At 59.7% G+C, this 12,921-nt stretch carries 11 protein-coding genes and 1 pseudogene; 7 read left to right on the top strand and 5 right to left on the bottom strand.

The features are described 5' to 3' along the window. Positions 1–35: 35 nt before the first annotated feature. From ACH2ED_RS05650 to ACH2ED_RS05630, 5 genes and pseudogenes are all read left to right on the top strand, one after another. Complete coding sequence (locus ACH2ED_RS05650) at positions 36–818, top strand: glycine-rich protein (RefSeq protein WP_395089231.1); 783 nt, start codon at positions 36–38, stop codon at positions 816–818. Between the two features lie 169 nt (positions 819–987). Further along, positions 988–2,004 carry a glycine-rich protein gene (locus ACH2ED_RS05645; protein ID WP_395089230.1) on the top strand — a complete coding sequence of 339 codons (1,017 nt, stop codon included), beginning with the start codon at positions 988–990 and terminating at the stop codon, positions 2,002–2,004. Between the two features lie 181 nt (positions 2,005–2,185). Then, positions 2,186–2,821 (top strand): hypothetical protein, encoded by a 636-nt coding sequence (locus ACH2ED_RS05640; RefSeq protein ID WP_395089229.1) that lies wholly within the window; start codon positions 2,186–2,188, stop codon positions 2,819–2,821. Positions 2,822–2,870: 49 nt separating this feature from the next. Beyond that, the gene (locus ACH2ED_RS05635) at positions 2,871–3,080 is read left to right on the top strand and encodes a hypothetical protein (protein ID WP_395089228.1); all 210 of its coding nucleotides are present in this window, start codon (positions 2,871–2,873) and stop codon (positions 3,078–3,080) included. Next, positions 3,077–3,490 (top strand): annotated as a pseudogene (locus ACH2ED_RS05630) (TIGR00730 family Rossman fold protein); the annotation flags it as partial. The gene ACH2ED_RS05635 and the pseudogene ACH2ED_RS05630, both read left to right, overlap by 4 nt. 90 nt (positions 3,491–3,580) lie before the next feature. On the opposite strand, the gene ACH2ED_RS05625 reads toward ACH2ED_RS05630, so the two are convergent. Genes ACH2ED_RS05625 through ACH2ED_RS05610 form a run of 4 tightly spaced genes read right to left on the bottom strand, consistent with a single transcriptional unit; the run spans position 3,581 to position 9,839 of the window. Beyond that, positions 3,581–5,005, bottom strand: coding sequence for a DUF1501 domain-containing protein (locus ACH2ED_RS05625; protein WP_395089227.1), 1,425 nt, complete (start codon positions 5,003–5,005; stop codon positions 3,581–3,583). Beyond that, positions 5,002–5,634: a DUF4276 family protein gene (locus tag ACH2ED_RS05620; RefSeq protein WP_395089226.1), complete on the bottom strand. Its 633-nt coding sequence runs from the start codon at positions 5,632–5,634 to the stop codon at positions 5,002–5,004. Before ACH2ED_RS05620 ends, ACH2ED_RS05625 begins: the two co-directional genes overlap by 4 nt. After that, on the bottom strand, positions 5,631–6,767 hold the full coding sequence (locus tag ACH2ED_RS05615) for an AAA family ATPase (RefSeq protein ID WP_395089225.1): 1,137 nt from the start codon (positions 6,765–6,767) through the stop codon (positions 5,631–5,633). Before ACH2ED_RS05615 ends, ACH2ED_RS05620 begins: the two co-directional genes overlap by 4 nt. A 51-nt stretch (positions 6,768–6,818) precedes the next feature. After that, positions 6,819–9,839: a DUF1549 and DUF1553 domain-containing protein gene (locus ACH2ED_RS05610; RefSeq protein WP_395089224.1), complete on the bottom strand. Its 3,021-nt coding sequence runs from the start codon at positions 9,837–9,839 to the stop codon at positions 6,819–6,821. Between the two features lie 60 nt (positions 9,840–9,899). On the opposite strand from ACH2ED_RS05610, the gene ACH2ED_RS05605 reads away from it, so the two are divergent. Then, positions 9,900–10,682 (top strand): hypothetical protein, encoded by a 783-nt coding sequence (locus tag ACH2ED_RS05605; protein WP_395089223.1) that lies wholly within the window; start codon positions 9,900–9,902, stop codon positions 10,680–10,682. Between the two features lie 124 nt (positions 10,683–10,806). After that, on the top strand, positions 10,807–11,985 hold the full coding sequence (locus ACH2ED_RS05600) for a di-heme oxidoredictase family protein (protein ID WP_395089222.1): 1,179 nt from the start codon (positions 10,807–10,809) through the stop codon (positions 11,983–11,985). Between the two features lie 9 nt (positions 11,986–11,994). Here ACH2ED_RS05600 and atpG read toward each other — a convergent pair whose 3' ends face one another. Then, positions 11,995–12,885, bottom strand: coding sequence for an ATP synthase F1 subunit gamma (gene atpG / locus ACH2ED_RS05595; RefSeq protein WP_395089221.1), 891 nt, complete (start codon positions 12,883–12,885; stop codon positions 11,995–11,997). Between the last annotated feature and the right edge of the window lie 36 nt (positions 12,886–12,921).

Raw genomic sequence — 12,921 nt, 5'->3', positions numbered from 1 at the left:
AGCCGAAGCCACAGAAGAAGTGGGCATCCTAAGAGATGCCCACGTATCCCAAGCGGTCACGGAGCAAGCTCCGGGGAATGTACCCGTATGCGATTCATGTCAAGATGTGGGGCGCGGGCGGGGGACAGAACGGTGGGTCCGGCGCTTTTGTCAGCGGGGACTTTGCGGTTACGCCTGGTGTGACACTCGGCATTTCTGTCGGACCAGGAGGAGCCGTGAAGCTCAATGGAACGACCACTGCGGCCTACGGTCTTGGTGGCACGGGGAATGGGGATGCCGCTTGGGCTGGTGGCAGTGGAGGCGGAGCCGTCGGGATTGTACCTTTCCCCCTCGATTCGACCTTCTCAAACGGTGTTTTTGTGGGGGCCGGTGGCGGTGGACAGTTTTATGGCGGTGGTGGTGGGGGCGTGACCACGGGGCTGACGGGCGCTTCCGGAGGGACGGGAAGTGGCGGCGCAGGCGGCACCCAGACAGCCGGGGGCGTTGCGGGGGGAGGAGTGAATTCGGGAACCGCAGGCAATCTGGTCTCTGGGGGCAACGGTGAAAAGAGCAGCGGCGGCGGTGGTGCCGGCTACTACGGCGGTGCGGGTGGTGGTAATACGAGCAACGGCGGCGGCGGCGGTGGTTCATCTAAGATCAACAAGCTGACCAATGTCATCAGCGCGGATGGCAAGACCCAGATAGCTTCGGCAGATAAATCCAGTGCTGTGCTTCCGGGGGGCGCAACCGACCCCGACTACGTTGCAGGTATCGGTATCGGGGGGGCAAACAACCAGGTGGGCGGCAATGGAATGGTCGTGATCACCTACCAGAGCTAAAACAAACATCTCTTGGCAGGCTTCAAAAGAGCCTGCCTCTCTACAACTCTACAATCGGATCGAAAAGGTAAATAGGGCACCTCAACCGAGATACCTCCCTTCGCGGAGCCCGCACCCAGGGGGTGCCCAGGAAGTCGAGGAAGGAGGCAGGGGGCGATAGAATAGGAGCATGAAAACTCCAATGGCTCCCCTGCCTCTCACCCGAGGCGGCTTTCTGACAGCACTGGCGCTCTCGGTAACAAGTGCGCTGGGTATTTTACAAGGCTGCGGGAGCAGTGGGAGTGCTTCCGATCCCACGCCAACGCCGACCCCAACGCCTACACCGGACACGGGCCCCACTCCAACACCGTCTCCGGTTCCGACCGCCACTCCTAAGCCGACGGCAACTCCCGTTCCCACCCCTACCCCGACCCCACGTCCCACGATCAAGCAAGCCTTCAGCTACACCGGGGGCTTGCAGAGCTTTGTGGTGCCTGCGGGCGTGACATCTCTGAGCGTCAAGCTCTGGGGGGCGGGAGGTGGTTATGCGGGCGGAGCGGGTGCCTTCGTGACAGGGAGTCTTGCGGTCACGCCGCTCAGTACTCTCACGATTATCGTGGGCGGCGGCAATACCACCAGCGGGGTGGGCGGCGGCGGCGGATTTGGCGGCGGCGGGGCCGGTTATAGTGGGGGCGGCGGTCGCTCCGCGATTCGGCTCAGCGCTAATCTTGCCGTGGTCACGGATGAGAAGGTGACGGCAGCGGGGGGCGGCGGCGGGGCAAATGGCGGCGGGGGGGGGCTGACATCCGGAACCAGTGGCAGCACCAACAGTGGTTTTGGCGGGGGCGGTGGTGGTAGTCAAACAGCGGGTGGAGTGAATGGCGTGGGGGGATTCGTGGGAACCGCAGGGAGCCAGTTCAAAGGTGGCGACGGCTCCAGTGGCGGTGGGGGCGGCGGCTACTGGGGCGGCGGAAGCGGAAGCGGAAGCGGCTTTAACGGTGGCGGCGGCGGCGGCGGGTCATCCCTCGTGTCCAGCCTCACCTCCTCAAGCGCCAGCGCGGCAGGGGCTTCGGGAAGCCTTTCCAGCGCGACCGGAGCAGTTCCCGGCGGCAGTACAGACTCTGACTATGTTGCGGGAGTTGGTGTGGGTGGAACGGCGAGCACGCCGAGTGGCGATGGGCGCGCCGTGATTTCCTACCTGGGTTAACCCCAAAAAGGGATCCCCTATTGCAAACAAAATGGATTTCAGGAATAATTCAGAGTAGCCTGATACTGTTCTGTCATGGAGAACAATTGCAAGAGTCAGATCGGATTCTAGCTCTTTGCATAAACGCCAGGTATCGTCTCCATAGGAAAGAAATAAAACAATGAAAAACACTTCAAAATCAATGCAACGAGGACGTTTCCTCACTCTAGCAGGGGCACTGACTGTTCTCGCTCTTAGTGGTTGTGGTGCGGTTAACAGTGCCATCAACAGTGTTATCCCTGAGGTAGATAATATGGCCAACCTCAATGGCCAAATCGCTGAAGCAGTCATTGGAAGCGGACGAGCCACAATCTCAGGCAGTGTCAGCGCGACTGCAAATTTCAACGATCAGACCCTGGAGCAAGTGAACAAGCTCAACCAATTAATACTCAGACAGTCGCTCAGCAATGCCACTGTCACGATGCCCGGCGGCGCAACAGCCCCCACCACGTTCTCCTTGAGAAATATCACCCTGAAAGTGACGCTCAGCGACACCGATGGTGCGCGCTCCGTAGACGCCTCCGCAAGTGTTGCTGGCCCCGTGACTTTTACGCGTCAGGGCACCACCAATACCTACATCCCCGCTGCTAAAGTAGAGATCAGCAATATCAATTTTTCGGGAACGAACTTTAGCACCGTGATTGGCATTGTCACGACGGCACCATCACCCAACACCGCCACCGGCAAGCTCAGCTTAGATGCCGATGACACAGAGCTTCCTGCGGGCACCAAAATCTCCTTCACTCTCGTGGATGGTAAGGCTAAGCCCAAGATCTAGTTCTTCGTGCCTCGTCCTGTCCGCCCACGTTGCTGTAGGTGGACAGGACGTGAGCGGTATGACTGTGACGGTGAACGATACGGCCTACACGGAACCCCTTGCAGCCTTTGCTCCCGACACCCGAACCCTCTTTCAAACAGATTTGGAGGCCCGCTGGCAGCGCGACACGCTGGAGATATCCGAGCCCACCTACTCCGGCCCCCAGCTCCTCGCCGATGCCTGGATCGAAGCCGTACGAAAGGCAAAGTGGGGCAGGTGAAGGCGATCTGCGTGTACTGTGGGTCGTCGTCAAAGGCAAAACCGGTGTACTTTGAGGCAGCCCACGTGCTGGGCACCGCACTGGCGGCACGTGGTTGGAGCCTGATCTACGGCGGGGCGAGCTGCGGGCTGATGGGCGCGGTCGCGGATGCAGCTCTGACGGCAGGCGGGCGCGCTGTCGGGGTGCTCCCGGACTTTATGGAGGATCGCGAGCTGGCCCACACAAACCTCACCGAGCTGCACATTGTCAGCTCCATGCACGAGCGCAAGGCGAAGATGTCGGCGCTCGCCGATGGGTTTATTGCACTGCCGGGCGGCTTTGGGACATTAGACGAGATGTTTGAGATGCTGACCTGGGCGCAGATCAACGCTCACCAGAAGCCCTGTGGCTTTCTCAATGTCAACGGCTTCTCCCACTGATCCACCGCGAGCTGGAGCCGCTTCTAGAGCTTCTCGCCACACATGAAGGCCACCCCGACGTGCACTGGGCAAAAGTGTAGATTAGGCCAGAATATCGGTCACCACCGTACCGTAGACATCGGTGAGGCGGTAGTTGCGGCCTCCGTAAAGATACGTCAGTTTGGTGTGATCTATTCCCATCAGGTGCAGAATCGTGGCGTGCAGGTCATGCACATGAACTTTCTTATCTTCGGCGTGCCAGCCGTACTCATCGGTGGAGCCATGAACCATGCCACCTTTGACACCGCCACCCGCCAGCCACATCGAGAAGCCAAACGGGTGGTGCTCGCGGCCATCCATACTCTCCGCCGTGGGCGTGCGGCCAAACTCCCCGCCCCAGACCACGAGCGTGTCTTCCAATAAACCCCGTGCTTTCAGGTCTTTGAGGAGCGCGGCAATCGGTTGATCGGTGGCGGCGCAATTATTGGGTAGCTCCGCTTTCAGCCCCCCGTGTTGATCCCAGAGCTGGCAGCTCGCCCGCTTGGAGGTTTGGGTGTGGTAGACCTGCACCATCCGTACGCCGCGCTCGACCAGCCGCCGCGCCATCAGGCACTGCCGCCCGAACGTCTCGGTGAGCGGGTTGTCTAGGCCGTAGAGCTTCTTGGTCTCGGGGCTCTCGCGCTCCACATCAAACGCCTCGGGAGCCTCACGCTGCATCCGAAACGCGAGCTCGAAGCTCTGAATACGCCCCTCTAATTGCGCATCACCGGGCCGTATGGCTTTGTGTGCCGCATTGAGCTGAGAGAGTAAGTCAAGCTGCTCACGCTGCTTCTGCGCGGAGAGTTTTGCATTGCTCAGATTGGCGATGGGGTTCTTGAGATCTGAGACCAGCGTTCCCTGAAACGCGGCGGGCAGAAAGCTGCTGGTCCAGAGCGGTGCCCCTTGTGCAGGCTGCGCGGGCGAGAGCACGACATAGCCCGGCAGGTTCTTATTGGCCGTTCCCAGCCCATACAAAAGCCATGAACCCAGCGACGGCCTCGAAAACGCCTGCTCACCGGTGTTCATCTGGAGGCACGCACCGTTATGATTGATGTTGTCGGCGACCATCGAGCGAATCACGCACATGTCGTCCACGCACTCCGCAACTTTGGGAAAGAGCTCGCTCACTTCGGTTCCGCACTGCCCGTGTTTCTTGAACTGCCACGGTGAGCCGAGCAAGTTGCCGGTCTTGGTGCGCTCCAGCGATGGCTTGGCAAACGGCAGTGGCTTTCCTGTCTCGGCGGTCAGGCGCGGCTTGGGATCGAACGTGTCCACGTGCGACGGTCCACCGGACATGAACAGAAAGATCACCCGCTTGGCTTTTGGCCCCCTAGACACTCCCCCCGGCTGCGCCGACCCCCTCTCGCTCTCCTTCCCGCTTCGCGGGGACGAGAGGGGGTTAGCAACAGCATCGTCGGCGAGCAGGCCCGCCAGGCCGAGCATTCCAAAGCCCGTACCCCAGTTTTGTAACATCTTACGTCGTGTCATTGTCGTGCTTCCTCGGCTAGCTTTAGCAGCTCCTCTAACATTTGCTGTAAATAGGGGCACTTTGCCGCCACGAGCTCCGGGTCGAGCTTGGGAAAACGGTTCCGTGCCTCGGTCACTTTTTTGTAGTCGCGCTTCAGCTCCCGCGAGAACGTGGCCTGTAAGAGTTTAGCGGGTGGCGTGTCAAAGTTCACGCGCTCTGGGTGCGCCGCTTTTTTCTCTAGCGCCTTGCGTACCTCGGTAGGAAAGGCACTCAGGCTCGCGAGAAACCAGGCTTCGGTCTCGTGAACCGCGAAAAACTGCCGGTAGCGCTCCTGCCCAACTTTGTCCTCAATGTCTTTTTTGAGCCATTTATAGCGCTCTGCCACGCTGGTAATATCATCCGGGTAGAGTGTCACGCCATACAGATCAATCAGCCCGATCACCGCGATAATCTCGCTCTGCTTTGGGGAAGTCAGATAGACATTGGCTTTCTTCTTTGCATCGCGCACCAGATCGCTCCAGCCCTCGAAGCGCACAGGAACGATCCCCACTGGCGCGTCGAGCCGCGCATCCAGCCAGCGCTTGAGAAACCCGACCAGGCCCTCCATCTCGGTGTAGCCCTCGACAAAGAGAATAAACTTCTTGCTCACGCCCCGTCCTGCCGCCGTGCCAGGAACTCGGACTCCAGCTCGCCGGAGCGAAAGAGCGCCCCGAGGGAGTAATCTTTGAGAAAGTGCTTCAGCTCATCGTCGTCCACGATATGCAGTTTTGTCTGCCCATCCTCCCACTTCGCCACGGTTGTCGTTGGGCGCGTGTCGCGGAAAGCGTCGAGAAACTGGTCGGAGTGGGTCGTGAAAATCACCTGCGTCTTCTTCGACGCTTCCACGGCAAGCTCCGCGATCAGCGGCATCATCGTCGGATGCAGGCCCGTCTCCGGCTCGTCAATGGCGATCAGCGGCGCAGGCTCTGGGTTGGCGAGCACGGCGAGCAAGAACAAGAACCGCAACGTCCCATCGGATAAATCCGCCGCCGACTGCTCCCGCTTCAGCGATTTCCACCGGATCCGCATCTGAACTCTTTGATCCGAAGCGGGCGGAAAAACCAGCTCCTCAAAATCATCCCCAAACGCCGCTTTCATCGAATCATTGATAATTTTCTTAAACTCACGATTCTCAGAATAGAGAGTGTGAAGAACATTGACAATATTTTCTCCATTCTTGCTCGGCTTTTTTTCATATTCTGTAAGAACAGGCATTCTAAGAGAAGAATTTTTCGATGTGTCAAAATTATAAAACAGTGAAATATCTCTTACATATACGAGGGCTGAAAATCGAGTTAAATTAACTTTTTCGATTGAAAAACGACTTAACTCCGTTTCATAATTTGGTATTTCTAATTTTCCGATAGTTTTTAATTTTGAAAACAGAATCTTGTCTGATTTTAGACATTCATTTTCAATGGCAAATTTACTAGCTTCGTGATGTCTGTTCGGATTTTTAAGATTTAGTAAATATTCGAGTTCTACATCTTTTATATACTGGATATTTAGTTTTGTTATGATATTTTCTAGTATTCCATCCCAAAGTAGCGCCTTTGCTCCCCCTTCATTTTTTACATGATCCTCCAGTCTGCCTTTTGCACTTTCACAGAGTATATCAAACAACTTAATAATGTTCGATTTTCCACTTCCATTCGGCCCAATGACGACGTTGAGTTTCCCCGGCTGCCAGGTGATGTCCTTGAGTGACCGAAAGCCTTGAACCGAGAGACGTGTCAGATGCATGGCGAAATTGTACCGCAGTATTCCCCCGTCGGACGGGGGCTAGGGGGCAGGCTAGTCCACATAGCAGAACTCGTTGGCGCAGAACAGCGCCTGGGCATAGGCGTCCCAGCCGTCGGTTGCCATTTTAGTTAAGAAGCTCTGGCCGAGGGCGAGCTCTCTGGCTGAGGGCGGACGGGCATAGAGCAATTTGTAGGCGTAGGCGATGCGCCCGACATCAGTGCCGGTGTGGGCTTTGAGGCGGGTGGCGAGTGCCTGCGCCTGCTCCAGGGCGAAGGGGCTGTTGAGGAGATAGAGCGCCTGCGGGGCGACCGTCGAGAGCGTGCGTTTCTCGGCGCTGTTGGTGGGATCGGCGCTATCGAAGAGCGGCCCGAAGCCGGTTCTGTCCGAGCGGATCGTCATCGAGTAGACCGTCCGGCGCGGGGTAGAAAGCTCGCGGAAGGCGAGGCCGCCGGGCGCTCTGTCGAGCTTGCCCGAGGCGGCTAGCAGGCTATCGCGGAGCGCTTCGGCTTCTAAGCGGCGGCGTGGGGCGCGGGAGAGCAGGCGATTGTCTGTGTCGCGAGCGAGGGCGAGGGCAGATGGCACCGATGACTGCTGGTAGGCATCGCTGGTGACGATGAGCTTATGGAGGGCTTTGAGGCTCCAGCCGCGCCGCACCAGCTCGCTTGCCAGATAGTCCAGAAGCTCCAGGTGACTGGGCTTTTCACCGAGCTTGCCGAAGTTGCTGGGGGTGGCGACAATCCCACGCCCGAAGTGCCCCTGCCAGAGCCGGTTGACGATCACCCGCGCCGTCATCGGATTTTTATCACTCGCGATCCACTCCGCGAGCTCGCGACGCCCGCTCCCTGATGCTATTTTGAGAGGCCCACCACCCAGCACGACCGGAGCGCCGCGCGGTACCAGCTCGCCTAAATTGTCGTAGCGGCCCCGTTTGTGCACTTTCACATCGTGGATGCCTTCATGCGGCGTGCCGGGAACCCCGCCCTCCGCGATCCCATTGGCGATCTGGGGTACAGCGGGGATTTGGGTTTGGAGCGTGGTGCGCTCGCGCTCTAGTGCCGTCAAACGGGCCTGGGTATCAGCGAGGAGCTGGTTGTCACTGTCAGGCAGAAACGGGCTCTGTTCCACGGGAAGCGCAGCGGCGAGTGCGAGGGCTTTCGTGCGGTCGCCAGACTTCCAGGCCGTGATAATAGCCTCCGTCTGGGCAGTACGCTGAACCGGGCCGAGATCCACGAAGCGCCAGGGGCCAAAGCTCCCTTGGCCAGGATGAGTGAGCGCGTCGGCGGTGAGATCGTCGCTGCCCACTTTCCAGCCAATCGTTGTGGTGTCGCAAGAGTACTCGCCGCCGGGCAACACACACAGCAGAAGCATCTCACCCGCCTTGACTGTTACCTCCCGCTTGAGCGGCGGCGCGGTGCCTCCATTAGCGACTTTCCCGGCGGCGAGCACCACTTCGCCCAGACGTAGCTCCCAGGCGAAGCCATCGCCACAGGCCGGGTCAGCATCGGCAAGCGTGGCTTCAACCGCAAACGTCCCCGCACGCGCCGCCTTCCAGACTGCTGCGACCCCGGCGTTGGGGCTAGGATGGACATTCACCGAGCGCGGCGGGAGGGTAAACGTCAGGATACGCTGCGCCTGTCCCGTGGTGTTGACCGTCGCGCTCACGGCGGGTTTATCGCCCTTGACACCATCCACCCCCGCGATATCGCCGACGCGCTGCATCGGCGTGCGGAGGGTTGGTGGGCCATCCAACGCTAGAAACTCCTGCCAGCGTCGCTCCGCATTCTCAGGGATGCGGCCCTGCGCCGCCTCTTGCGCCCACGCCAGCGCGACGGCTTTTCGGGCCGCTCCCCGCTCGTCGGCGAGTTGCTTTTCGACCACGGCGAGCTTTTCACGGGCGGCTTTCTGCGCCAGGGTTTCGAGGGGAATACGCAGCATCATCTCGCCCGCGCCCTTGGGAGTGAGCTTGGGCAAGATATGGCTGGAGAAGAAAACCCCCGCCATGGCATAGTAATCGCGGGTCGAGAGCGGATCGAACTTATGGTCGTGGCAGCGGGCGCAGCCGACGGTGAGCCCTAAAAATGCCCGGCTCGTCACATCCACCTGATCGTCGGCGATATCCGTCAGAATTTTATCTTTGTCCGCATCGCCATTACCCCAGTTGCCAATCGCCAGAAAGCCGGTCGGGACGGGATCGCCATAAAGATCACCCGCGAGCTGCTGCTTGATGAACTCGGTGTAGGGCAAATCGGCGTTGAGCGCACCAATCACCCAGTCGCGGTAGCGCCACGCCTCGCTAATATCCCCCTCGCTGCCCAGACCACGTGCATCGGCGGAGTCGGCGTAGCGGGCCACATCCAGCCAGTGCCGCCCCCAGCGCTCACCGTACGCTGAGGAGGCAAGTAGTTCGTCGGCGAGTTTTTCATACGCATCAGGCCGCATGTCTCTCACAAACGCCTCGACCCGCTCGGGCGTGGGCGGCAGGCCGGTGAGATCGAAGCTAATTCGCCGAATGAGCGTGCGTTTATCGGCTTTAGGCGCGAAACCCAGTCCTTTAGCTTTGAGCTTCGCCAGCAGAAAGGCATCTATATCTGTCCGCGCTCCCACAACCGGCGGTGCCAGCGAGAGCGTGACAGGCGAGTAGGGCCAGTTCCCTCCCCCTTCTCGTCCCACGGAACGTGGAGCAGAGCGAGAGGGGGTGGCCGAGGAACGAGGCCGGGGGAGTGTGGGGAGTGTGGGGAGTGTAGGGAGTGCGGGGAGCGCCGCCCCGCTCTGTGCCCAGCTTATCAGCACCACTCGCTCGCTCTGGGGAAGCTTGCCCGACGGCGGCATCTTGACCGCTCCTTGGTAGCCCACTGCGGCGATTAGCTTTTGTGTTTGTGCTAAAGAGAGCTTCTGATCCAGCCGCACGCCCCCGAGCTGCTGCGCCGCACCGTGGCAAGACAGACACTTTTCCGCCAGCACGGGACGAACGGATTTTTCAAAAACCTCCGATGAGCCCTGTGGCTGCGGAGCGGCTAGTGCGAGAGCGAGGGGAAGCGCTCCAAGCGCGAGAGTGAGTACGCCACGATGCATCGTAGACTCTGGTTCGCTAGCGCAACAGGAAATCCCTCTTGAATGAGGGCATAATAGTGCATGGGATTTTTTCAGACCGCCGAGGGCACCCTCACACTGAGCGGGAAAGCCACGCTTCTCAAGTTCGCCTACGCCTTTGAGCTCGCCGACGATGAGTCCGATCCACCGCGTAAGCTCCTGCGGCTGCTGCTCACCGACCAGCCTGTGGCGATGAAAGCGCGGGAGGGAACCCGGGGGCGCTATCCACTTCAGCAAGACGGTAAGTTAGTCGGGGTGGAGTTTGAGTTCCACAAACCGGACCCGGCGGAGAACTTCTCTGGGCTGGTCTATCCGCCCCGCCCCGGAGCTGTCAGCAGCTTCACCATCGAGGGCAAGAAGTACTTCACGACACTCAACATCGCCGATGGGGCCATCGAGGGCAAGGTTGTTTTCTCGGAGGCGACAGCTTCAGCTCACTACGAAGCCACGTTCCGGGCCCGTATCAGCCTCCTGCCCCCCCTGAAGAAGATCGTCACCGGAGAGGAGGCGCAGGGACATCCTCTCGTCGCGCTGCTCAGACGTTACTTTGCCGCCACACACAAAGCCGACTACCCGGCGATGCGGGAGCTGGCCTCCAAAGAAACTCTGGCATCCTGGGATCGTCAGGAGGAGAAACTCGGGATAACCGCCTATCTAAGAGACCTGAAAGAGTTTGGAAAGTTTGTGAAGTTCGACCCTCGAACCGTCACTCGTATTATTGTTAGGGCAGAGCGCGCCACTGTCATCACCACCCTCGCAGAGGGCAACAGCGACCTGACAGAGCTACACCGTGAGGGCATCCTCTGGAAAGTGCATATCCCCTGAGCCGAACAACCCCTTGTGCGAGATATTAAAAATACATGAAAATCTTCATGACTTCTTCATCTGACCGAACTACTCTACACCCTAAGCAGGCGCAGGAGCCTGTGGAAAAAAGAGGGAGTCTAAAATGAAAAAACGATTACACGTAGCGATGACCGCGACCCTTTTTCTGGGAGTGGGGGCGTGTGGGGGAATGAGCCAGGTTTTTACCCCCATCGGTGCAGAGACACCCGGACTAACTCGGGCGGAGCTGGAGCTCTTTGAGAAAGGCAAGACCGTTTTCGCCAGTGAGGAAGATGTAGACGAGGGGCTTGGGCCGGTCTTCAATGGTCGAGGCTGTGGGGAGTGCCACTCGGCGGGCGGTGTTGGCGGCGCAGGGGAAGATCTCGTGCTCTCACGCGTGACCCGTATCGGGGCGGGTTCGGGGGCGAGCTACAGCGACTTAGTTGCGCTGGGCGGGCCGGTCATTCAGCGCCGCTCGATCGCGGAACTCGATCCCACCTGCACGATTCCCGCTGAGGTAGTACCGGCAGGGGCGGAGTATGTCTCGCGGCGCATCACCACACCACTCTTTGGGGCGGGCCTGATGGAGGCCATCCCGGACAGCGAGATTCTCAAGAACATCAAGAGCGGCGATCCCGATGGCATCACCGGCGTGGCAAACTACGCGGTCAGCCCCATCACGGGCCAGCGGCAAGTCGGGCGCTTTGGCTGGAAATCGCAAGTGGCAACTCTGGAGCACTTCGCCGCCGATGCGTATCTCAACGAGATGGGAATCACCACCCCCGTGTTCTCCACTGACCTCCTGCCGCAGGGCAAGACACTCTATGATGTCGTACCGGAGCCAGAAGACGATGGCGGGGACTTACAGCTCTTTGCCGACTTCATGCGCCTACTCGCCGCGCCCGATCCAGCACCGGCGACACTTACGAGCGTACGGGGAGGCCAGGTATTCACGCGGATTCGGTGCGCGGCGTGCCATATTCCCACTCTGCAAACGGGCAACAGCGCCGTGGCGGCTCTGGCAAACCGCCCCGCGAACCTCTACTCGGACTTGCTGACCCATGACCTGGGCGCAGGACTTGGCGATGGAGTGGTGCAGGGAAGCGCCGACGGCAGGCACTTCCGCACCGCACCGCTCTGGGGCCTGCGGCTACGCAAGTTCTTCCTCCACGATGGCCGCGCCACCACCCCCGACGCGGCGATTCGCGAGCACGGCGGCGAGGCGACGGCAGTGCGCTTGCGCTACCAGGAGCTGAGTGCTACGGAGCGTGCGGAGCTGCTAGAGTTCCTCGGGACACTCTAAAAAAAGCCCTTAGCCCTTGAGCGCGTCTGCGCCGCCCACGATCTCGGCGAGCTCTTTGGTGATACTGGCCTGCCGCGCACGGTTGGCCGCAAGCGTCAGGCCAGCGATCATCTTTCCGGCGTTGTCTGTCGCGCTGGACATAGCGGTCATACGGGCACCGTGCTCGCTCGCCACGGACTCAATCAGCGCCTGATAGACCAGTGTGTCTACGGAGCGGGGAAGCATGTTGCCAAAGAGTGTCTCGGCATCCGGCTCGAAGATATAGTCCTCACTGCCCGCCACGCTGCCATCGTCGTTGTCTTCGGCCACCATCGGGAGCATCTGAACCATCAGCGGCTTCTGCACGAGCGCGGAGAGGAACTTGGTGTAGACCAGGTAGATAATATCCACGTCGCCGCTTATGTAGAGATCACGCGCCTGTTTTGCAATCTCTTGCGCCTCGGCAAAAGTGGGGTTGGTCATGTTGAGTACGAACTCACCCGCGATCGTATAGGGACGGCGGCGGAAGTAGGTCTGCACTTTGCGCCCCGCCAACAGCAGCTTGGTCGTCTCCGGGGTCACCGCGCCGCCGTCCACGCCACCGGTGCGCAGCACTTCCTGCACTTTTTTGAGCAAGTTGGTGGAGTAGGAACCGCAGAGCCCACGATCCGCACTGATAATCACGATCCCAACTTTGCTCGGCTCGCGCACTTCCAGCAGAGGGTGCGTGATATTTCCCGCGCCCGCCTTGCTGAGGGAGCCCATGACTTCCTTCATCTTGTTGGCGTAGGGCCGAGCAGAGACAACACGGTCCTGGGCACGCTTGAGACGAGCCGCAGCGACCATCTTCATCGCCTTGGTAATTTGTTGAATATTCTTGGCGGTGCGAATACGACCGCGAATCTGACGCATAGAGGGCATAGCGGCCCTATTTTACCACAGAGTTGGATTTTGTAG

This window comes from Armatimonas sp., from assembly GCF_043757465.1.
In the GTDB taxonomy this organism is placed as follows: Bacteria; Armatimonadota; Armatimonadia; order Armatimonadales; family Armatimonadaceae; genus Armatimonas.
The sequence above is the reverse complement of the archived record's forward strand: the minus strand, read 5'-3'. Positions and strand labels throughout refer to the sequence as shown.

Coding starts and splice junctions, on each gene's coding strand:
- ACH2ED_RS05650 (WP_395089231.1), top strand. CDS start 36: ATGCCCACGTATCCCAAGCGGTCACGGAGCAAGCTCCGGGGAATGTAC.
- ACH2ED_RS05645 (WP_395089230.1), top strand. CDS start 988: ATGAAAACTCCAATGGCTCCCCTGCCTCTCACCCGAGGCGGCTTTCTG.
- ACH2ED_RS05640 (WP_395089229.1), top strand. CDS start 2,186: ATGCAACGAGGACGTTTCCTCACTCTAGCAGGGGCACTGACTGTTCTC.
- ACH2ED_RS05625 (WP_395089227.1), bottom strand. CDS start 5,005: ATGACACGACGTAAGATGTTACAAAACTGGGGTACGGGCTTTGGAATG.
- ACH2ED_RS05615 (WP_395089225.1), bottom strand. CDS start 6,767: ATGCATCTGACACGTCTCTCGGTTCAAGGCTTTCGGTCACTCAAGGAC.
- ACH2ED_RS05610 (WP_395089224.1), bottom strand. CDS start 9,839: ATGCATCGTGGCGTACTCACTCTCGCGCTTGGAGCGCTTCCCCTCGCT.
- ACH2ED_RS05605 (WP_395089223.1), top strand. CDS start 9,900: ATGGGATTTTTTCAGACCGCCGAGGGCACCCTCACACTGAGCGGGAAA.
- ACH2ED_RS05600 (WP_395089222.1), top strand. CDS start 10,807: ATGAAAAAACGATTACACGTAGCGATGACCGCGACCCTTTTTCTGGGA.
- atpG (WP_395089221.1), bottom strand. CDS start 12,885: ATGCCCTCTATGCGTCAGATTCGCGGTCGTATTCGCACCGCCAAGAAT.